General features: G+C 71.7%; 19 protein-coding genes. 17 read left to right on the top strand and 2 right to left on the bottom strand.

Features of this window, described 5'->3' with window-relative positions; all coding sequences use genetic code 11:
• The first annotated feature begins 14 nt into the window (after positions 1–14).
• On the top strand, positions 15–776 hold the full coding sequence (locus tag Q2K16_RS20915) for a LytR/AlgR family response regulator transcription factor (RefSeq protein ID WP_088643667.1): 762 nt from the start codon (positions 15–17) through the stop codon (positions 774–776).
• A gap of 169 nt (positions 777–945) precedes the next feature.
• Here Q2K16_RS20915 and Q2K16_RS20910 read toward each other — a convergent pair whose 3' ends face one another.
• The gene (locus tag Q2K16_RS20910; protein WP_302739503.1) at positions 946–3,027 is read right to left on the bottom strand and encodes a choice-of-anchor D domain-containing protein; all 2,082 of its coding nucleotides are present in this window, start codon (positions 3,025–3,027) and stop codon (positions 946–948) included.
• Positions 3,028–3,305: 278 nt separating this feature from the next.
• Positions 3,306–4,631: a hypothetical protein gene (locus Q2K16_RS20905; protein ID WP_302739501.1), complete on the bottom strand. Its 1,326-nt coding sequence runs from the start codon at positions 4,629–4,631 to the stop codon at positions 3,306–3,308.
• Positions 4,632–4,966: 335 nt separating this feature from the next.
• Between Q2K16_RS20905 and Q2K16_RS20900 the strand changes: the two genes are divergently transcribed.
• The 16 genes from Q2K16_RS20900 to Q2K16_RS20825 all read left to right on the top strand — a co-directional run bounded on the left by Q2K16_RS20900 (position 4,967) and on the right by Q2K16_RS20825 (position 21,391).
• Positions 4,967–5,362 (top strand): hypothetical protein, encoded by a 396-nt coding sequence (locus tag Q2K16_RS20900; protein WP_302746563.1) that lies wholly within the window; start codon positions 4,967–4,969, stop codon positions 5,360–5,362.
• Position 5,363: 1 nt separating this feature from the next.
• Positions 5,364–7,004, top strand: coding sequence for a sodium/solute symporter (locus tag Q2K16_RS20895; RefSeq protein ID WP_302739499.1), 1,641 nt, complete (start codon positions 5,364–5,366; stop codon positions 7,002–7,004).
• 134 nt (positions 7,005–7,138) lie between these two features.
• Positions 7,139–7,903, top strand: coding sequence for an ABC transporter ATP-binding protein (locus tag Q2K16_RS20890; RefSeq protein ID WP_302739497.1), 765 nt, complete (start codon positions 7,139–7,141; stop codon positions 7,901–7,903).
• Entirely contained in the window at positions 7,900–9,582 is a 1,683-nt protein-coding gene (locus tag Q2K16_RS20885; RefSeq protein WP_489671928.1) for an ABC transporter permease, read from the top strand. Before Q2K16_RS20890 ends, Q2K16_RS20885 begins: the two co-directional genes overlap by 4 nt.
• Positions 9,582–10,094 carry an SRPBCC family protein gene (locus Q2K16_RS20880; RefSeq protein WP_302739494.1) on the top strand — a complete coding sequence of 171 codons (513 nt, stop codon included), beginning with the start codon at positions 9,582–9,584 and terminating at the stop codon, positions 10,092–10,094. Before Q2K16_RS20885 ends, Q2K16_RS20880 begins: the two co-directional genes overlap by 1 nt.
• A gap of 109 nt (positions 10,095–10,203) precedes the next feature.
• The gene (locus Q2K16_RS20875) at positions 10,204–10,734 is read left to right on the top strand and encodes a flavin reductase family protein (protein ID WP_302739493.1); all 531 of its coding nucleotides are present in this window, start codon (positions 10,204–10,206) and stop codon (positions 10,732–10,734) included.
• Between the two features lie 266 nt (positions 10,735–11,000).
• Positions 11,001–11,372 (top strand): DUF485 domain-containing protein, encoded by a 372-nt coding sequence (locus Q2K16_RS20870; protein WP_088643583.1) that lies wholly within the window; start codon positions 11,001–11,003, stop codon positions 11,370–11,372.
• Positions 11,350–13,023: a solute symporter family protein gene (locus tag Q2K16_RS20865; protein ID WP_302739492.1), complete on the top strand. Its 1,674-nt coding sequence runs from the start codon at positions 11,350–11,352 to the stop codon at positions 13,021–13,023. Before Q2K16_RS20870 ends, Q2K16_RS20865 begins: the two co-directional genes overlap by 23 nt.
• Before the next feature lie 165 nt (positions 13,024–13,188).
• On the top strand, positions 13,189–14,166 hold the full coding sequence (locus Q2K16_RS20860; RefSeq protein WP_302739490.1) for a GDP-mannose 4,6-dehydratase: 978 nt from the start codon (positions 13,189–13,191) through the stop codon (positions 14,164–14,166).
• 77 nt (positions 14,167–14,243) lie between these two features.
• Complete coding sequence (locus Q2K16_RS20855) at positions 14,244–15,473, top strand: LCP family protein (protein WP_302739488.1); 1,230 nt, start codon at positions 14,244–14,246, stop codon at positions 15,471–15,473.
• Between the two features lie 261 nt (positions 15,474–15,734).
• Positions 15,735–16,943 carry an LCP family protein gene (locus Q2K16_RS20850; RefSeq protein ID WP_302739487.1) on the top strand — a complete coding sequence of 403 codons (1,209 nt, stop codon included), beginning with the start codon at positions 15,735–15,737 and terminating at the stop codon, positions 16,941–16,943.
• Positions 16,944–17,140: 197 nt separating this feature from the next.
• On the top strand, positions 17,141–18,082 hold the full coding sequence (locus tag Q2K16_RS20845) for an LCP family protein (protein WP_302739485.1): 942 nt from the start codon (positions 17,141–17,143) through the stop codon (positions 18,080–18,082).
• A gap of 87 nt (positions 18,083–18,169) precedes the next feature.
• Positions 18,170–18,505, top strand: a complete 336-nt coding sequence (locus Q2K16_RS20840; RefSeq protein ID WP_302739483.1) for a rhodanese-like domain-containing protein — start codon at positions 18,170–18,172, stop codon at positions 18,503–18,505.
• Between the two features lie 10 nt (positions 18,506–18,515).
• Positions 18,516–19,307 (top strand): glycerophosphodiester phosphodiesterase, encoded by a 792-nt coding sequence (locus tag Q2K16_RS20835; protein ID WP_302739481.1) that lies wholly within the window; start codon positions 18,516–18,518, stop codon positions 19,305–19,307.
• 116 nt (positions 19,308–19,423) lie between these two features.
• Complete coding sequence (locus tag Q2K16_RS20830; RefSeq protein ID WP_302739480.1) at positions 19,424–20,881, top strand: sensor histidine kinase; 1,458 nt, start codon at positions 19,424–19,426, stop codon at positions 20,879–20,881.
• Positions 20,882–20,977: 96 nt separating this feature from the next.
• Positions 20,978–21,391 carry an ATP-binding protein gene (locus Q2K16_RS20825; protein ID WP_302746562.1) on the top strand — a complete coding sequence of 138 codons (414 nt, stop codon included), beginning with the start codon at positions 20,978–20,980 and terminating at the stop codon, positions 21,389–21,391.
• Positions 21,392–21,400: the final 9 nt, after the last annotated feature.

The raw sequence follows: 21,400 nt of genomic DNA, 5'->3' as shown, positions 1-21,400 counted from the left end.
AGCGGGCCGGCGCGGTGAACGCCTCCGGATTCCTGCGCGTGCTGGCCGTCGACGACGAGCCACCGGCGCTCGACGAGTTGGCGTACCACCTGCGCGCCGATCCCCGGGTGGCCCGGCTGCACACAGCGGGTGACGCCACCGAGGCGCTGCGGGTGCTGCGGGACACCGACGTAGACGTGGTCTTCCTGGACATCCGGATGCCCGGCCTGGACGGGATGGAACTGGCCCGGGTGCTGCGCCGGTTCGCCCGGCCCCCCGCGATCGTCTTCGTCACCGCGTACGACGACGGCGCGGTCGACGCGTTCGACCTGGGGGCCACCGACTACGTCCGCAAGCCGGTACGCGCCGAACGGCTGGCCGAGTCCCTGCGCCGGGTGATGGGCTCCCGGGTGGTGCCGTCGCACCCGGCGGCGCTGGCCCGTGCCGAGGAGGACCCGACGATCCCGGTGGAGTTGGCCGGGACGACCCGGATGCTGCCCCGCTCGGCGGTGCGCTGGGTGGAGGCGCAGGGCGACTACGCCCGGCTGCACACCGCCGACGGATCGCACCTGGTCCGGGTGTCGCTGGCCACCCTCGCCGAACGTTGGGCGGACGCGGGTTTCGTCCGCATCCACCGGTCGTACCTGGTGCAGTTGCGGCTGATCGCGGAGCTGCGCCTGGTCAACTCGGGGTACGTGGTGCTGATCGACGCCGCCGAGTTGCCGGTGAGCCGCCGGCACACCCGGGAGCTGAAGGACAAACTGGTCCGCGCCGCCAAACAGGACTGGAACCGCTGAGCCGGGTGCGGCCATGTCCGCCGCCGTGCCGCCCGCCGGCGGCTGATCGTCGCAATGTCGGCGACGTTGCGGTGACGGAGTGCCCGGATGCCACAACATCGGCCCCCTGGCGCGGGAACGACGGAAGGGCGCCCCGGCCTCGGCCGGGGCGCCCTTCCGTCGTGACGGGTCAGCGCGGGGAAGGGGCGCCCACACCGGAGTCGATCACCTTGAGCCTGCTGCCGGGAGACGTGGCCCGGCCCGTGGGCAGGGCGGCCGTGCCCGGGTAGACCCAGAGCGTGCCGACCACGTCGGCGACCACGTGGGTGTTACCCGAGTGGTTGTAGACGTTGAAGCCCTGGGTCGGGCCGAGGATGCCCAGCACCGCGTTGGAGACGGTCTGCCCGGCGGCCGGGTTGAGGTTGCTCGCCGTGGGCCGGGTCATCGCCGAGTCGGCCGGCCACACCGTGAGCACGGTGTTGCTGGTCGGGGTGACCGCGGTGACGTTCATCGCGAGCACCTGCGTGCTGGGGGTCAGCATGCCCGCCGGTGCGGTGACCTTGCCGACCGAGGCCGGCCCGAGGACGCTCGGCAGGCCCTGGCCGATCCGGCTGTCCGCGATCCGGGTCGGCGACATCGGGGTGAACCGCAGGCCGTCCGGGACGGTGCCGTCGTCGATCACGCCCACCACGTCCACCACCAGGTGGGTGGTCTGTGAGGTGTAGATCGCGAACTGCGGTGCCCGCCGGCCGCCGCACTCGGTGCACTCGACGGTCTCCACGATGGCGAGGTTCGGCACCACCTTGCCCGCCGGGTAGTTGACCGTGGACGCGGTGGGCACGTCCCCCTGCCCGGTCCACGCCGTCAGGTAGCCGGCCTTGCGGGGCGAGACGGCGGTGATGTTGACGACCAGCGCCTTGACGTGGGTGTTGAGGTCGCCGAAGCTGAGCCAACTCCGCATGTAGTAGGTGGCGGGCAGGGGAGCGCCGTCCTCCCGGGTGTCGTAGAGGCGGTACGGCTTGATCCACTGGTACTGGCCGCCCTGCCCCCGGCTGGAGAGCGAGTTGTTCCCGGCCCAGACGCCCGCCACGTCGACCACGACGTCCGTCGACCCGGCGTGGTTGTAGACCGACACCTTGCCGCCGGAGCCCACCTTGACGGTGACGCTGTTCGAGCCGAGCCACGACTTCGCAAAGTTGATCGAGGACGCGGTCGGCCGGCTCTCACCGGCGGGGTAGAGGGTCAGGAAGCTGCCCGCCGTCGGGCCGACGACCGTCACATTCAGCACGACGGAGCCGACACCGCTGCTCGGCACCCCACCTCGGCCGGTGACCTGGAGGTCGACCTTCTTACCCGGCCCGATCTTGGCCTTGGGCGCGCCCAACCCGGAACGGGTGTCCATCAGCCGCTTCGGTGCCAACGGGTAGTAGCTGCCGGTGACGCCCCGGAAACCCTCCACGGCCAACTGCACCCGGCGGGTACCGGAGGCGCTGTCGTCGGCGAGCAGCAGGCTCGCCTGCTGCACCCCCTCCTTGGTCGGGTTGGCCGCGACCGAGACCGTGCAGGTCTGCCCCGGGGTCAGCGTCCGGCCGGTGCAGTCCGAGCCGAGCAGCGCGAACGCCTCAGGCGTCGGGCCGCCGAGGCTGGCCGTTCCGAAGGTGACCGAGGCGCTGCCGACGGACCGGAAGGTCACCGTCTTGGCCGCGCTGGGCACCGCGATCTCCTGGTAGTCGAAGCTGACCGGGTTGGGCTCGCCGTGCGCGACCGCGTAGTCCACTGACGAGTTCCAGCGCAGCTCGCCGCTGACCGTACCGGTGTAGTAGGTGCTGTCCCGGCAGCTGTACTCGTAGGCGGCGGCGAAGGCGTCGACCCGGCCGGTGTCGCTGTCCCGGTCGGCCTGCCGGACCTTGATCCAGCCGGTGACGTGGCCGCAGCCGCGCCCGTCGGAGGCCAGGTCCATGGCGGCGGTGCCGCCGTCGCCCTGCCAGGTCGCCTGGTAGGTCTGGCCGGCAGTCCACTGCTCGCCGGCCGGCGGCTGGATGTTGAGCCGCACGTAGGAGCCGGCCCGGTTGGTTTCGACCGCCAGCCGGTCGTTGCTCTGCGCGACGACGGAGACGGTGGAGTTGTCGCGGTCGAAGACGTCGGACCGGTAGATCGGATAGCCGCCGGTCTGGTCGCCGACGTCGACGGTGAGGACCGTGTACGGCGCGGTGGGCGCGGCCAGCGCCATCCCCGGCAGTACGGCCAGCGCACAGGCCCCGGCAATGCTCATGCCGAGTAGAGCGCGAAAAATGCGCATGCATTACCCCGTGAAGAAGGAAGAGTGATTGTGGACCACACACTATGGGTGGTGATCACGAGCGGCAAGGCCATATCGATGGAATGCCAAGAAAGGGCATTGCACCCTTACCGGATCGACGACCGGCACGTGAGCCGGTTCATCCACGGCGGCACGGGCCCGGCGCTCACGGAAAGGCGAGAGCGCCCCGACCGCATGGTCGGGGCGCTCTGCGGTGACGACTGGCGGTCAGCCGTCGTGGCGGCTGTCGGTCAGCGCCGGCTCGCGGCCGGAACCGCGCTCGGCTTGGCCTTGCCGCCCTTCAGCGAGGTGGCCGACTTGGTCGTGGACGCCGGCGGGTAGTAGAACGTGCCCACCACGTCGGCGACCAGGTGCGTGCTGCCGGACAGGTTGTTGACGTTGAACGCGTAGTTCGGGCCGATGACACCCAGCACGCCGTTGGAGACGACCTGGCCCGCGTACGGGTTCAGGTTGCTGGTGGCGGGCTTGCCGACGCTGTCGAAGTCCGCCGGCCAGGTGGTGATGACCGTGTTGTTGGTCGGGGTGACGGCGGTGACGTTCATCGCCAGCACCTCGGTGTCGGGCGTGACCAGCTCGGCCGGGGTGGTGACCTTGCGGGTGCCGTTGGCCGGGATGGCCCCGGAGATGCCCAGGTTGGAGCGGCTGTCGACGATCCGGGTCGGGCTCAGCGGGGAGAACCGCATGCCGTACGGAGACTCGCCGTCGTCCACCACGCCGACCAGGTCGACCAGGACGTGCGCCGCCTGCGAGGTGTAGATGCTGAACTTCGGCGCACCCACGGTGCACCACCCGTTCAGCTCGGTGCCGGTGCAGGGGGTGGTCTGCACGAAGGTCAGGTTCGGCACGTTCTTGCCGGCGAGGTAGTTCACCGTCGACGCGGCCGGCCGGGCGCCCTTGCCGGACCACGCGGTGAGGAAGCCGGACTTGGCCGGCGACACCGCGGTGACGTTGAAGACGAACGACTTGACGTGCGGGTTGTAGTCGGCGCCGAAGTTGAGCGAGTATTCCAGCACCTGGCCGGCCGGGGGCTTGCCCTCCGGGTCCTCGCGGCTGTCCCACATGCGCTCCGGCAGGTACCACTCGTACTGGCCGCCGGCGCGGTTGGTGAGGCTGTTGTCGCCCGCGTAGAAGCCGACCACGTCGACGATCACGTCGGTCGAGCCGCTGTTGTTGTAGACCGAGACCTTGCCACCGGAGCCGAGCTTCACGGTGACGTTGTTGGAGCCCAGCCAGCCCTTGGCGAAGTTCACCGAGGAGGCGGTGGGGCGGGACTCGCCAGTCGGGTAGGCGGTGAGGAAGCTGGCGGCGCTGGGACCGGTGACGGTCACGTTCAGCACGACCGCGCCGACGCCGCTGGCCGGTACGCCACCACGGCCGGCGACCTGGAGGTCGACCTTCTTGCCGGCGCCGATCTTGCCGACCGGGGCGCCGGTGCCGTTGCGGGTGTCCAGCAGGCGGGCCGGGGAGACCGGGTAGTAGGCGCCGGTCACGTCGTCGAGGGCCGCCGACTTCTGCAGCGGCGCGGAGGCGGGAGCCGCGGAGGCCGTACCCGGCACCACGGCGAGTGCACATGCTCCGGCGAGACCGACGCCGAGGAGAGTGCGAATTTTGCGCATAGAAACCCCGTGTTCGAAGAGAAAGGGATTGGCTGCCCCAGCGTAGGGGCCTGGGTCAATGCCGGCAAGGCCGGTACAGATGATCTCCGGGTGACGTTCCGGTGAGGACGAATCAGACGTAACGCCATGGTGGTCATCAGGTCCCCCACCGTCGTCCACAGGCCGGCCGCCTTGTCCACAGGTTGTCCACACCCCCGGTGGACGACACTTGACATTCGGGTGGGGCGGACGAGACTGCCCGGGTGACCGCCGACCACGACCCCGAACCGCCACCGGTGGACCCGGGGCCGCCGGCCGTCCGGTCGACCGGGCGGGTACGGATCGTGCTTGCCGGCGTCTCCCGCCGGGACACCCGGGCCGCCCACACCCGCACCGAGCTGACCCAGCAGACCCGGGTCGGTGAGGCGCTGGTCCGGGGCCTGGTCCGGGCGCAGCTCACCCTCGCCCTGCGGCTGAGCCTGCTGGTGCTCATCGGGTTGGGCGGGCTGCCCTGGCTGTTCGCCGTCGCGCCCCCGGTCGGCCGGGTCACCGTGCTCGGCGTCAACCTGCCCTGGCTGCTGCTCGGGGTGGTCTCGTTCCCCTTCCTCATCGCCGTCGGCTGGGCGTACGTGTGGCTCGCCGAACGCAACGAACAGGACTTCGTCGACCTCGTCCAGCGACCGGAACGCTGAGATGGGCAACGGGTACGTCGTACCGGCGATCGTCGTGGTCACCCTGATCACCGTCGGCATCGGTTTCTACGGCCTGCGCCTGGCCCGGACCACCTCCGACTTCCTGGTGGCGTCCCGGACGGTCAGTCCGAGCTGGAACGCCGCCGCCATCGGCGGGGAGTACCTGTCGGCGGCGAGCTTCCTCGGCATCGCCGGGCTGATCCTCAAGTACGGCGTCGACGTGCTCTGGTACCCGGTCGGTTTCGCCGCGGGCTACCTGGCTCTGCTGCTCTTCGTCGCCGCGCCGCTGCGCCGCTCCGGGGCGTTCACCCTGCCCGACTTCTGCGAACTGCGGCTCGGCTCCCGCCGGCTGCGCACCCTGGCCACCGTCTTCGTCATCTTCATCGGCTGGCTCTACCTGGTGCCGCAGTTGCAGGGCGCCGGGCTGACCCTGGCCACGGTGGCCGGCTCGCCCTACCCGGTGGGGGCGTTGCTGGTCGCCGTGGTGGTCACCGCCAACGTGGCGTTGGGCGGCATGCGGGCGATCACCTTCGTGCAGGCGTTCCAGTACTGGCTGAAGTTGACGGCGCTCGCCGTACCCGCGATCTTCCTGGCCCTCCAGTGGCAGGCCGACGCCCGCCCGGCGGTGACCCCGCCCGACGGACCGGCGTTCCGCACCGCCACCACCGTCGTGGTCGAGCACCGCGCGGCCCTCACCTTCCCCGACGGCACCATCCGTGAGGTACGCCCCGGCGACGAGCTGAGCTTCGCCGCCGGTGACCCGGTGCCCGAGGTGTCCGGGGTCGCCACCGGGGCCGCCGACTGGCTGCTGCCCAGCGCCGCCGGGGACGACGACCGGGGCCTGTTCGCCACCTACTCGCTGATCCTGGCGACCTTCCTCGGCACCATGGGACTGCCGCACGTACTGGTGCGCTTCTACACCAACCCCGACGGCGCGGCGGCCCGACGGACCACCCTGGTGGTGCTGGCCATGGTCGGCGTCTTCTATCTGCTGCCCACGCTGTACGGCGTACTCGGCCGGATCTACACCCCGCAACTGCTGGTCAGCGGGCAGACCGACGCGGTGGTGGTGCTGCTGCCCGAGGCGGTGCTCGGCGACGGCGTCACCGGGCGGCTGCTCTCCGCCCTGGTCGCCGCCGGGGCGTTCGCCGCCTTCCTGTCCACCTCGTCCGGGCTGCTCACCAGCGTCGCCGGGGTGATCTCCACCGACGTGCTGGGGCACGGCTCGGTACGCGGCTTCCGGCTGGCCACGGTGATCGCCGGCGGGGTGCCGGCGGTGCTCGCCCTGAACGTCTCCGGGCTGGACGTCTCCCAGGTGGTCGGGCTGGCCTTCGCGGTCGCCGCGTCCAGCTTCTGCCCGCTGCTGGTGCTCGGCATCTGGTGGCGCGGCCTGACCGATCTCGGCGCGGCGGCGGGGGTGCTGGTCGGCGGCGGCGCGGCGATCGGCGCGGTGCTGGTCACCGTGCTCGGGCCGCCACTGACCGGCTGGCCGGCGACCCTCACCACGCAGCCCGCCGCCTGGACGGTGCCGCTCGCCTTCACCGTGATGATCGCCGTGTCGGTGGCGACCCGCCGCCGCACCCCGGTCGACGTCGGGGCCACCATGCTCCGCCTGCACGCCCCCGAGTCGCTCCGTTCCTGACGGTTCGTCCCGATCGGCAGCGTCGCGCTCCACGTCCTCCCCGAACCACCCGGCACGGCCGTCCACCTGCGGGATGATCCGGGATCGTCCCCTGGCGGGAGCGGCCTCTCGCCCGGTCCGGATACGGTCGAGGCATGACTGGTGAACACCCTGCGCTGGCACTCCGTGGCCTGGCCAAGCAGTTCGACGGCAAGGTGGCGGTCGCCGGGGTGGACCTGGCCGTCCCCGCCGGCTCGTTCTACGGCCTGCTCGGCCCCAACGGCGCCGGCAAGACCACCACCCTGTCGATGGCCGTCGGCCTGCTGCGACCCGACCACGGCAACGCGTGGGTGCTCGGGCACGACGTCTGGGGCGACCCGGTCGAGGCGAAACGGCTGCTCGGCGTCATGCCCGACGGCGTGCGGCTGTTCGACAGGCTCAGCGGCGCGGAACTGCTGGCGTACCACGGCCTGCTGCGCGGCATGGACCCGACGGTCGTCGACCAGCGGGCGGCGGAGCTGCTCGACGTGCTGGCCCTCACCGACGCCGGCCGGACCCTGGTGGTCGACTACTCCGCCGGCATGAAGAAGAAGATCGGCCTGGCCTGTGCGCTGCTGCACGGCCCCCGGCTGCTGGTGCTCGACGAGCCGTTCGAGGCGGTCGACCCGGTGTCGGCGGCGCTGATCCGCGACATCCTGCACCGGTACGTGGTCGGCGGCGGGACCGTCGTCTTCTCCAGCCACGTGATGGAGGTCGTCGAGCGGCTCTGCTCGCACGTGGCGATCCTCGCCGAGGGCACCATCAAGCGGGTCGGCACCCTCGCCGAGGTACGCGGCGACCGGTCCCTGGAGGACGTCTTCGTCGAGGTCGTCGGCGGCCGGACGGCGACGGGTGAGGAGCTGGCGTGGCTGTCCCGGTGACCGTGGCCGTGCCCGCTGCGCGGGTCCGCGCGGTCTCCCCGCGCCACTTCGTCCGGCTCAAACTGCGGGTGATGGGCAACAACTTCCGGGGCCAGAGCTGGCGGGTCGCGCTGTTCGTGGTGGGGGTGCTGGTCGGCCTCTGGTTCGCGGCCGGCGGTTTCCTGATGTTCGCCGCCCCCGGCTTCGCCGACGAACCCCGCTACGCGGTGATGGCGGCGGCCTTCGGCGGCGGGGTGCTGGTGCTCGGCTGGCTGCTGCTGCCGCTCGTCTTCTTCGGCGTCGACGAGACCCTCGACCCGGCCCGGTTCGCCCTGCTGCCGCTGTCCCGCCGCACCCTGGTCACCGGGCTGTTCGCGGCGGCTCTGGTCAGCGTCCCGGTGTTCGCGGTGCTGGTCGCGGTCACCGGGCTGGTGGTCAGCGCCGCGCTGCTCGGCGGTGCGGTCGCCGGTGTCGTCGCCGCCGTCGGCGTGGTCGCCGGGGTACTGCTCTGCGTCGCCGCCAGCCGCGCGGTGACCAGCGCGTTCGCCACCATGCTGCGGTCCCGCCGGGTGCGCGACCTGGCCGCCGTGCTGCTCGCCGTCGTCGCCGCGCTGCTCGGCCCGTTGCAGCTCGTGGTGCTGGCCGCGGTCCGCACCGCCGACTGGGACCGGCTGGTCGGGGTGGCCCGGATCGTCGGCTGGACCCCGTTCGGCGCACCCTGGACGATCGGCCTCGACGTGGCCGAGGGTCGGGCCTGGGCCGTGCCGGTCAAGCTGCTGATCACCGCCGTCACCATCGGGGCGCTGCTGCTCTGGTGGTCCCGGTCGCTGGAGTCGGCGATGGTCGGCGCGGCGAGCGCCGCCCCGGCCAAGGCCCGCCAGGCACCGACCGGCGGCGCGGTCGCCCAGCTCTTTCCCCGGGCGGTCGGCTGGGCCCGTCGGGACCGGTTCGGCGCGCTGGTGGCCCGCGAGTGCCGCTACTGGTGGCGGGACGCCCGACGGCGAGCCAACCTGATCACCATCGCGGTGGTCGGGATCTTCGTACCGGTGATGGTCAACCTCGGTGGCGCGGGGTTCGCCGTCGGCGAGGAGGGCTTCGAGGCCACCGGAGACCCGTCGCCGGTGCTGCTCAGCATCTCGATGCTCTTCGTCGGCGTGCTCGCCTCGGTGACCCTGGCCAACCAGTTCGGCTTCGACGGCAGCGCCTACGCGGCCAACGTCGTGGCCGGGGTGCCGGGTCGGCTGGAGCTGCGCGCCCGAATGACCGCCTTCTCCGTGTACGTGGTGCCGATGCTCGGGGTCGTCTCCCTGATCATCAGCGGGGTGCTCGGCCGGCCGGAGTGGTTCGGGGTGGCGGCGGGCGCGCTGCTCGCCTCGTACGGGGTGGGGTTGGCGATCAACGGGTTCATCTCGGTGCTCGGGGCGTACTCGCTGCCCGAGACGAGCAACCCGTTCGCGATGAACACCGGTTCGGGGATCGCCAAGAGCATGCTCACCCTGCTGTCCATGGTCGGCTCGGCGGCTGCCGCCGTACCGATGGTGGTGGCCGCCGGGCTGCTCGGCGACGTGTGGCTCTGGCTGGCCCTGCCGGTCGGCGCGGCGTACGGGGTGGGGGCGGCGCTGCTCGGGGCGTACCTGGCCGGGGACGTGCTGGACCGCCGGATGCCGGAGCTGCTGTCGACCGTGACCCCCCGCCGCTGATGCCCGTCGTCGAGGCGGTGACCACCGTCGCGGTCCCGCCGGAGGTGGCGTTCGCGGTGTCGCAGACCGTCGCGCCGGTGCGCTACCGGTGGGACCCGTTCGTCCGCGAGCAGCACTTCGTCGACGGGGCCACCCGCCCCGGCAAGGGGGTGCGTACCTTCACCCGGTCCCGGCACGGCCTGGTGATGATCAGCGAGTACGTCTCCTTCGCCCCGCCGACGAACGTCGGGATGAAGATGGTGCGCGGCCCGTGGTTCTTCGAGATGTTCGCCGGTGGCTGGCGGTTCGCCCCCGCACCCGAGCCGGGCCACACGGTCGCCACCTGGCGGTACAGCTTCCGCTGCCGGCCGGCGTTCCTGCGGCCGGTCGCCGACCGGGTCGGCGTCTGGCTGCTCACCCGCGACATCCGTCGCCGGATCGCCGGTTACGCGGCCGGCTGCGCCGACCCGGAGGTGCTGGCCGCCGCCCGCGCCACCCTGTCCGGCGGCCCTACCGCCACGGGTACGACCTGACGTCGCGCCGCCGTCACGGGCCGCAGCGGTCCTTGCCGTCGTAGACGATCAGGGAAGCTCGGTCGGTTCCCGTCCCGACCGGGCAACGCGGGACGGGACGGGGGCCACAATGTTTCACGTGAATCCAAACCCCGGTGCCGAGATCCACCACACCGACCCGTTCGCGGTGCCGACCGGGCAACGCTCGCCGGCCCGTCGGCTGCGGGGGCGGCTCGCCGCGCCGGTGACGCTCTGGACCGCTCCCGGCCCGGCCGGGCTGACCGTGTCGTCCACCCTGGTCGCCGAGGGGGAGCCGGACCGGCTGCTCGGCCTGATCGACCCCGAGGCCGACCTGTGGACGGCGATCGAGGACGCCGGCCGGTTCGCGGTGGCCCCCCTCGGGCCGTCCCACCGGCAGCTCGCCGACCGGTTCGCCGGGCTTTTCCCCTCGCCGGGCGGCCTGTTCGCCACGGGCACGTGGACCGACACGCCCTACGGGCCGGTGCCCGCCGACGCCGGGAGCTGGGCCGGCTGCCGCCTGGACACCGCCCGGGAGTACGGCTGGGCCCTCCTCGTCGAGGCGACCATCGAGACGGTCGAGATCGCCACCGACACCCCGCCCCTCCTGCACCACCGGGGCCGCTACCACCAGCTTCCCTGACCGGAGCCGCCCGAGCGGACCGGGATGGGTGTCGCCAAGTCGCCGATACAGCGGTGTCGTGGGCAGACGGATACCGCAATTCGGGCCACAAGTGCCGATCATCGGCGGGGGCCGGCCCGGTGAGCGGGTGACGTGGGTCACTGGGCGCAGGTGGGGGACCGTTCGGCGCAGGGGACTGCCGGGATCGATCTGCACCTTTTCTCGCAGGCAGACCGCTCTCTACGGTGCGCGAAACTCCCGATGCCTGTGAAGGTGGTGATCCACAGATGTCCACGGACACACCCACGCCCGCCCCGGCCGACTCGGCGGCGGAGCGTTATCTGGCCGTACAACGGTCGGACGAGTTCGTCGGGTTGCGCCGCGCGCTGCGCAGCTTCGTCTTCCCGATGACCGTCGCTTTCTTCCTGTGGTACGCGCTCTACGTGATCCTCTCCGCCTACGCGCGGGACTTCATGGGCACGAAGCTCTTCGGCAGCAACATCAACGTGGCGCTGATCTTCGGTCTGCTCCAGTTCGTCTCCACGTTCCTCATCGCCTGGCTCTACTCCCGGTACGCCGACCGGAAGCTCGACCCGACCGCCGACCGCATCCGCGCCGAGATCGGGGAGGTGAACCGTGAACACGGTCCTCGCGGTTGAGGCGGGCGGCGGCACCGCCCGCAACCTGACCATCACCCTGTTCCTGGTCTTCGTGGCGGTGACGCTGGCGATCACGATCTGGGCCAGCCGGCAGACCAAGACGGCCACCGACTTCTACGCCGGCGGCCGGTCCTTCTCGGGGTTCCAGAACGGCATGGCGATCGGCGGCGACTACATGTCGGCCGCGTCGTTCCTCGGCATCGCCGGCATCATCGCGCTGTACGGCTACGACGGCTTCCTCTACTCCATCGGCTTCCTGGTCGCCTGGCTGGTGGCGCTGCTGCTGGTGGCGGAACTGCTGCGCAACTCGGGCCGCTACACGATGGCCGACGTGCTGGCGTTCCGGATGCGTCAGCGGCCGGTGCGTACCGCGGCGGCGGTCTCCACCATCACCGTGTCGATCTTCTACCTGCTGGCCCAGATGGTCGGCGCGGGCGCCCTGGTCGCGCTGCTGCTGGGGATCAAGCCGGGCACGACGTTCCTGGGCATGGACGCCGACACCGCCAAGGTGGCCACCATCATCATGGTCGGCGCCCTGATGATCATCTACGTGACCGTGGGTGGCATGAAGGGCACCACGTACGTCCAGATCGTCAAGGCGTTCCTGCTGATGACCGGCGCGCTGGTGATGACCGTGCTGGTGCTGGCGAAGTACAACTTCAACCTGTCGGCGCTGCTCGGTGACGCCGCCGCCACGTCGGGCAAGGGCAACGCGTTCCTCGAACCCGGGCTCCGGTACGGCGTCGAGGTGGCAGGCAACTCGACCCAGACCTTCTACAACAAGATGGACCTGCTGTCGCTGGGCATCGCCCTGGTGCTCGGCACCGCCGGCCTGCCGCACATCCTGATCCGCTTCTACACGGTGCCGACCGCCAAGGCGGCCCGCAAGAGCGTGCTCTGGGCGATCGGCATCATCGGCACCTTCTACCTGTTGACGCTCGCCCTGGGCTTCGGTGCGGCGGCGCTGGTCGGCGGCAAGGAGATCGTCGCTCAGGACAAGGCCGGCAACACCGCCGCGCCGCAGCTCGCCGAGGAACTGGGCAGGTCCTTCCTCGGCGGCGACCTGGGCGGGGCGACCCTGTTGGCGATCATCGCGGCGGTCGCGTTCGCCACCATCCTGGCGGTGGTCGCCGGCCTGACCCTGGCCTCGTCGTCCAGCCTGGCGCACGACTTCTACGCCAACGTCATCAAGAAGGGGCAGACCTCAGAACGCCAGGAGGTCCGGGTGGCCCGGATCTCGGCCCTGGTCATCGGCGCGGTCTCGATCGCCCTGTCGATCTACGCGCAGAGCCTCAACGTGGCCTTCCTGGTGGCGTTGGCGTTCGCGGTGGCCGCCTCGGGCAACCTGCCGGCGATCCTCTACAGCCTGTTCTGGAAGCGGTTCAACACCTCGGGCGCGGTCTGGGCGATCTACGGCGGCCTGGTCTCGGCCGTGTTCCTGGTGTTCTTCTCGCCTGTCGTCTCCGGCGCACCCACCTCGATGTTCCCGGACCACGACTGGCAGTGGTTCCCGCTGTCCAACCCGGGCCTGCTGTCCATCCCGTTCGGGTTCCTCTGCGGCTGGATCGGCACGGTGATCTCCAAGGAGCACGACGAGGACAAGTACGCCGAGTTGGAGGTGCGTGCCCTCACCGGCGCGGGCGCGCACTGAGCGACCGGCACCACGGGCCCCCGACGCGACCGCTCGCGTCGGGGGCCCACCTCGTCGTCACCCCCGGCGAAACGCCCACCGGGGCGGGGACGGGCAGGGTACGGGGCACCCCGGGGCCTCGGGTCGACCGGACCCCGGGCAGCGGGGAGAAGTAGGCTGGCCGCCATGAAGGTTGCCCAGCGGTTCGGAAACGGTCACCGCGTCCTGGTCACCGGCGGCGCCGGGTTCGTGCCGTCGCACCTGGCGGACGCCCTGATCGAGCGCGGGTGCACTGTGGTCGCGCTGGACAACTTCGTCACCGGTTCCAAGGACAACGTCGCGCACCTGGCCGAGCACCCCCGGTTCACCCTGGTCGAGGCGGACATCTCCGACGGCCTGCCCACCCACCACCCGGCCCTGGCGCAGCGGTTCGACGCGATCATGCACATGGCGTCGCCGGCCAGCCCGACCGACTTCGAGAAGCTGCCGGTGGAGATCCTCCGGGTCGGTTCGGTGGGCACCCTGCACCTGCTCGACCGTGCGGTCGCCGACGACGCCCGGTTCCTGATGGCCTCCACCTCCGAGGCGTACGGGGACCCGAAGGAACACCCGCAGCGGGAGACGTACTGGGGCAACGTCAACCCGATCGGGGTGCGCAGCGTCTACGACGAGGCGAAGCGCTTCTCCGAGGCGGCCACCATGGGCTACCACCGCAGCCGGGGGCTGGACGCGGCGATCGTCCGGATCTTCAACACGTACGGCCCACGGATGCGCCCGGACGACGGCCGGGCGATCCCCACCTTCATCTCCCAGGCGTTGCGCGGCGAGCCGATCACCGTGCACGGCACGGGTGACCAGACCCGGTCGATCTGTTACGTCGACGACCTGGTGCGCGGCATCCTGCTACTGCTCGACTCGACGCAGACCGGCCCGATCAACTGCGGCACCGAACACGAGATGTCGATGCGGCAACTCGCCGAGACGATCGTGTCACTCTCCGGCAGCACGTCACAGGTGACCTACGTCACCCGCAGCGCGGACGACCCGGAGATGCGCCGTCCCGACCTGACCCTCGCCCGGGACCTGCTGGGATACCAGCCGGAGGTCTCGCCCGAGGAGGGCCTGCGACGCACCATCGACCATTTCCGCGACCGGCTAGGGTAGCTCCCCCGCGCCACGCGGGACGGCCGGCGGGCTTCACAGTCAGCGAACGCTCGACCCACCTACGTACGCTGAAACGCATGTCAGCGACCTCGTCAGCCGGCGCCTCGCTCCCTTACCTGCACCGCAGCGCGGGCCGGGCCTCGGTGCCCGGCGCCGACCGGGACGCCACCGGGCGCTCCGGGCAGTCCGACGCGCAGTGGTACCCGTCGTACCAGGAGAGCCAGCCCCGGTCGGGCGGACCGGGCGGCCCCGGCACACCCTCGGGGCCGGGCGGGCCGGGGAACCACGGCCGGCGCGGGCCGCGCCCGCGCTGGGGGCGGATCGCCCTGGTGGCCGGCGTGTCGGTGCTGGTCCTGGCGCTGCTCGGCGGGGTCGGGGCGTGGTTCTACACCCGCAACCTCAACGACGACCTGGCCCGCACCGACCCGTTCTCGGAGATCACCGGCGGCCGTCCGGCGAAGGCGGTCGACGGGGCACTCAACATCCTGCTGGTCGGCTCGGACTCGCGGGACCCGGACGCGCCCGTCGACAAGCAGGGCGAGTGGCGGGCGGACACGCTGATCGTCATGCACATCCCGGCCGACCACAAGTCGGCCTACCTGGTCTCCATCCCGCGTGACCTGTACGTGCCGATCCCGGAGGTCGGCGGCGCGGAGTGCACCTCCGAACGGCGCGCAAAGATCAACGCGGCGTTCGCCTTCGGTGGCCTGCCGCTGGCGGTACGCACCGTGGAGTGCTTCACCGACGTCCGGATCGACCACGTGATGGCGATCGACTTCGGCGGCTTCAAGGAGGTCACCGACGCGGTCGGCGGGGTCGACCTGAAGGTGGACCAGAGCATCACCTCGATCCACAAGCCGTACCGGAAGTTCACCAAGGGCACCATGCACATGGACGGGGCCACCGCGCTGGACTGGATCCGGCAGCGCAAGCAGTTCCCCCAGGGTGACTTCGCCCGGATGCGCCACCAGCAGGAGTTCCTGCGGGCGCTGATGGACAAGGCGGCCAGCACGGGCACGCTGACCAACCCCAAGAAGCTCAACGACTTCCTCCGCTCGGTGACCGCGGCGGTGACCGTGGACCAGGAGTTCTCCCTCGGCGACATGGCCATCCAGTTCCGCAACCTGCGCGGGGAGAACCTCACGTTCCTGACCAGCCCGAACCTCGGCAGCGACACGATCAACGGCGAGTCGGTGGTGGTGTCCGACCGGGAGAAGGCGCTCGCGATGTACAAGGCGATGTCGGCCGACACGATGGCGGACTGGGTGGCGGCCGACAAGAAGGCGGCCGCCGGCAACGGCAACTGAGGCGTCGCCCGGGGCGGGGGCGGGCCGGCGCGGTCCGCCCCCGTGTGTCGGGCAGATTTCGACGGACGTCATCAGAGGTCGTTTCCGGAACGCTTGATCATCGGACGCCAACAGCCGTCCGGTCGCATCGATTCGCCCGAACGGATGAATCATGGGGCTAAAGGTCAGGTTGTCTGGGATTTGTGCGTGTGACGACCTCGCCTTGCCGGGAAGCGGTACGTAAAGTGGTCCCGCCCCCCGATCACGCGAGCTGGAGCACGCATGCCGGTTCAGACCAGCCCCCGCCCATCGTCGCTGAGCGCCGACCCCTACCGGGCGTCGGCCGCCGTCCCGTCACCGGGCGGTCGCGGCGGTCGGCCCTCCGCCACGGCCCGCAAGCGCGCCCGGCGCAAGGACCCGCTCTGGGCGCGGCTGACCGTGGTCTTCGGCGCGGTGCTGATGCTGACCAGCGGTGTGGCGATCGTCGGCAGCAAGGCGCTGATCAGTCAGGCCACCGGCAACATCGCCCAGCGCAACCTGCTCGGCGGGGCGGGCAAGACCGAGGCCGAGGGCGGCGCCAACCTCGACGGCCCGATCGACATGCTGCTGCTCGGCGTGGACGCCCGGGAGCGCTGGGCCGCCGACGACGTCCGCTCGGACAGCATCATCGTGCTGCACATCCCGGCCAGCCACGACCAGGCGTACCTGATCTCGATCCCCCGGGACACCGAGGCGCAGATCCCCCCGTTCAAGAAGAGCGGGTTCAAGGGCGGCACCGACAAGATCAACGCGGCGTTCCAGGCCGGCGCGCGCAACGGCGGCGGCTGGGAGGGCGGCGCCCAGCTGATGGCCCAGACCATCAAGAACATGACCGGGGTCAGCTTCGACGGAGCCGCGATCATCAACTTCGGTGGCTTCAAGAACGTCATCGACACCCTCGGCACGGTGCGCATCTGCGTCAGTCACGAGGTGAAGTCGCACCACATGATGATGGTCGACGGCAAGCAGATGTGGAACGCGGACGCCAAGAAGACCGGCCGGCCGATGACCCCGGTGGTCTACAAGAAGGGCTGCCGGGAGATGAACGGCCTCCAGGCGCTCGACTACTCGCGGCAGCGCTACGGCCTGCCGAACAGCGACTACGACCGGCAGCAGAACCAGCAGCAACTGATCAAGGCGATGGCCCGTAAGGCCACCGACAAGGGCATGCTGACCAACCCGGTCAAGGTCAACCAGCTGATCAAGGCGGCCGGCAAGGCGTTCATCCTGGACACCGGGGGCGTGCCGGTGGCCGACCTGGTCTTCACCATGCGCGGGGTGACCGCCAACGAGTTGACCATGCTGCGGACCAACGGCGGCACGTTCAACGGCAACGCCAACAACCGTGAGGCGCTCAGCCAGCAGACGCTGGACATGTTCCAGGCGATCAAGGAAGACCGGCTGGGCGAGTTCGTGTACGCCAACCCGAGCGTGCTGTCCACCCGTAAGTGACCGGCCGGTAGTCGCGGCGAACCGGCCCGGAAGCCGGTCGACCCGCCGTAGCCTGACGTGAGAGATATTCACGTTGCGGCCACGGGGAGGGCGTCACGGCCAGGTCAGCGCGATCCGACCGGGGGCGGGGCACACCGCCTCCCGGCCGGCGCGGGGCACGCTGGCCACGGGCCCTGCTCGGCGTCGGCCTCGCCCTGGTGCTGCTCGCCGGGCTCGCCGTGGTCGGGGTACGGCTGCTCGCCCACCGCTACGACCGCACGGTCAGCAAGGAACAACTGCTCGCCCCCGACGCCCGGCAGGCCCGCACCGAACTGGACACCGGGCTGAACTACCTGATCGTCGGCTCCGACCGACGCCCCGGCGCAGCCGGGCCGGACCAGCGGTCGGACACCATCCTGATCGTGCACGTACCGCCCGGCCTGCGGCAGGCGTACCTGATTTCCGTCCCCCGGGACCTGCTGGTCGCCATCCCCCCCGACGGCGTCGGCTACGGCGGGGGCCAGGACAAGATCAACGCGGCGTACGAGCACGGCGGCGGTGGCGAGGGCGGCACCCGTTTGCTCTCGGCAACCCTGACCCGGCTCACCGGCATCCGCTTCGACGGGGCGGCCCTCATCGACTTCGCCGGCTTCCGACGCGTCATCGACCTGCTCGGCGGCATCCGGATGTGCGTCGACACCGAGGTCCGCTCGATCCACACCGGCGTCGTCTTCCCCGTCGGCTGCCAGCAGATGGACGGCGCACGGGCGCTGGACTACGCCCGGCAGCGCTACGACCTGCCCAACGGCGACTACGACCGGCAGCGGCACCAGCAGCAGATGCTGCGGGCGATGATGGACCGCGCCGGCGAGACGCACCTGCGTACCGACCCGGTGCAACTCGACCGGGTGCTGCGGGCCGTCGGCAGCGCGCTCACCGTCGACACCAACGGCGTACCCCTGGACGAACTGCTGTTCGCCCTGCGGTCGCTGCCCGCCGACGCGCTGCACGGGGTGCAGCTCCCGTCCTACCCGCAGACCATCGACGGCGTCTCGTACGTGGTGCTCGACAACGGCGGCGGCGGACTCTTCGACGCCGTCCGCACCGACCGGCTGCCCGACTGGTCCCGGGCCAACCCGCGCTGGGTCAACCGGCTCTGACCGTTCCCACCGCGCCCACCCGCCGACAGGTCGCCACGCCGAGCGCCGACGTGCCGCCGACGGCACCGAGGATCTAGGCTTTCGACCGTGTTCGGATCCCAGGTTCCCAGTGTCCCCGTGACCGCGATCGACGACGACACCTACCTGCTCGACGTCCGCGAGGACGACGAGTGGACGGCGGGCCACGCGCCCGGCGCGCACCACGTACCGATGATGGAGTTGCCGGCCCGGCTCGCCGAGGTGCCCACCGACCGCGACGTCGCGGTGATCTGCCGCTCCGGCGGACGCTCCGCCCAGGTCGTCGGCTACCTGCTCGGCAACGGCTGGGAGCAGGTACGCAACGCCGACGGCGGGATGCGGCAGTGGGCGGCCGTGGGCAGGCCGGTCGTCACCGGGGACGGGCAGCCCGGCCAGGTCATCTGAGCAGCTGAGGATGGCTGAGCCACTGGTCTTCGCGCACCGGGGCGCGTCGGCCGACCTGCCCGAGCACACCCTGGCGGCCTACCTGCGGGCCCTCGACGAGGGCGCCGACGGGTTGGAGTGCGACGTCCGGCTGACCCGCGACGGGCACCTGGTCTGCGTACACGACAGGCGGTTGAACCGGACCAGCAACGGTCACGGCCTGGTCAGCGCCCGTACCCTGGCCGAGTTGGAGACCCTGGACTTCGGCTCCTGGCATCCCGGCTGCGCGCCGGCCGACGGCGACGCGACGCCTGACGACACCCGTACCCGGCTGCTCACCCTGGACCGGCTGCTGACCGCCGTCCGCGACGCCGGCCGGCCGGTCCGGCTGCTGGTGGAGACCAAACACCCGTCCCGCTACCGGGGGGACGTCGAGCGCCGGCTGGTGACCCTGCTGCGTCGGCACGGGCTGGCCGAACCGGGCCCGGACGACCCGGTCCAGGTCACCGTGATGTCGTTCTCCCCGCTGGCGGTACGCCGGGTCCGCGAACTGGCCCCGACGCTGCCGACCGTGCTGCTGCTGGAGGTGCTGCCGCGCTGGCTGCGGCTCGGCCGGCTGCCGTTCGGGGCGCGGATCGCCGGGCCGGGCATCGGCCTGGTCCGGGCCCGCCCGGAGCTGGTGCCCGCGCTGCGCGCCGCCGGCCACCCGGTGTACGTCTGGACGGTCAACGAGCCAACCGACCTGGAGCTGGTCCTCGACGCGGGGGTGGACGGGGTGATCACCGACCGGCCCGCGCACACCCTGGCCCGGCTGGGCCGGTGACACCCGGCTCACACCGGTCCCCGGCCGACGCGGGGTGGTCGGGTCGGCACCGGCTGCCGGAGCCGGGTGACCTGCGGGGGGTGCCCGAACCGCCTCGTACGGGGCAGACTCGGGGCATGCCGGAGCGCCCCGATCTCGCCACCCTCATCACCGACCACGGCGCGGTGATCGAAATGATCAACTCAGGTGAGGCCGGCCTGCCGGTGCTCACCTCGCTGCTCCGGGCGGCCCGCCCCACGCTCGGCGCGGACTGCGTGGCCTTCGTCGAGTTCGCCCCGACCGGCGGCCGGGTGATCGCCGCCAGCGGCTGCGCCGAGTGGACCATCGGCCGCCCGCTGCCCGCCTCCGACCCGGCCACCGTCTGCCTGCTCACCGGGCCCCGGGTCCGGCAGGCCCGGCTGGACCGGCTGGACGGTCCGCTCGCCGCGGAACTGGTCGACGACGGCCTGCGCCGCATGATCGTCGCCCGCGCCGAACTCAACGGGCTCACCGTCGGCACCCTGCACGCCCTCTACACCGACGACGACGAGACCGAGGACCGCGTGCAGCACGCCACCCTCGGTTACCTCGCCTCCTGCGTCGCCCACATGTACGGCGACCAGAGCGGGCTGCCGGTGCACGGCGACGGCCCGGTCGTCGCGGCCCTCGCCGACGGCCTGGCCGTGGTCGACCGGGACGGTCGGGTCCGGCTGTGGAACCCGGCCGCCACCGAGGTCACCGGGCGCAGCGCCGGTGACGCGATGAACCGGCCACTGCCGTTCCCGCTCCCCCCGGCCGGCCAGGTGCTCGACCACCAACTCCCGGACGGGCGGTGGCTGCGGATCACCACGGGCGAGCTGGTCGGGCCGGGCACGCTACGGGTGATCACCTTCCGCGACATCACCGACCAGCGACGCCGGGAGTCCGACCGCGACCTCTTCGTCGCGGTCACCAGCCACGAGCTGCGCACCCCGGTCACCGTCATCAAGGGGTACGCAGACACCCTCACCGACCACTGGGAGTCGCTGACCGACCACGACCGGCGGCAGGCCGCCCGGGTGATCGGGCAACGGGCCAACGAACTGGCCCGGCTGGTCGACCGGCTGCTCACCTCGGCCACCGACGGACGCTCCGACGGCGAGCCGGCCGTCCCGTTCGACCTCGGTGAGGCGCTGCGGGCGGCGGTCCTGGACCTCCCCGGCGACCTGCGCCGTCGCCTGTTCCTGCACGCGCCGGCCGACCTGCCCAAGGCCCTCGGGGACCGGCACAGCATGACCACCGTGCTGACCGAACTGTGCACCAACGCGGGCAAGTGGGCACCTGCGGACTCCCCGATCGAGGTGTTCGCGTCGGCCGACGGGCAGACCGTGTCGTTCCGGGTGACCGACCGGGGGGTGGGCATCCGGCCGGAACACGTCGAACGCGCCTTCGACCGGTTCTGGCAGGGCGAGTCCGGCGACCGGCGGGCCTATCCGGGCGCCGGACTCGGCCTCTATCTCGTCCGCCGGATCGTTGAACAGCAGAATGGGTGGGTATCCCTACGTCCACGCGACGGTGGCGGTACCGTCGCAGAGGTGCGGCTCCCCCGCGGGTGAGCCGTCCTCGGTGGGCCGGACGAGCCACCGCACCAGCGGGCCACGGGCCAAGAGGGAGCCGGAGTGTCGACGGGACGAGTCGAGCGTTCGTGGTGTGTGGTGGTCCCCCACCACGCCACCGGCGCGCGGCTGGCCCGGCACCGGCTCGCCGACGAACTGGCCGACCTGGTGCCCCCGCCGCTCCTCGCCGACCTGGTGGCCGTCCTGGCCGAACTGGTCGGCAACGCGATCCGGCACGCCGACCCGCTGCCCGGCGGGGTGGTCCGGGTCGCCTGGCGGCTGCGCCCGACCCGGACCGGGCCAGGCGTCTCCGTCCGGGTGACCGACGGCGGCGCCGGGGCCGGCCCCCGGATGCGGGCCGCCGGCACGGACGCCGTCGACGGCCGGGGCCTGCACATCGTCGCCGGGCTGGCCAGCCGCTGGGGGGTCGACCGGGACGGCCTGGGGCAGAGCGTCTGGGCCGAGTTCGACCCCGCCGGCTGCCGGCCGGACCTGGTCGCCGCCGGCTGACCGAGGCGG

The organism is Micromonospora cynarisoli (genome assembly GCF_030518815.1).
GTDB classification, from domain to species: Bacteria; Actinomycetota; Actinomycetes; order Mycobacteriales; family Micromonosporaceae; genus Micromonospora; species Micromonospora wenchangensis.
This window is presented reverse-complemented; position numbering and strand designations above follow the sequence as displayed.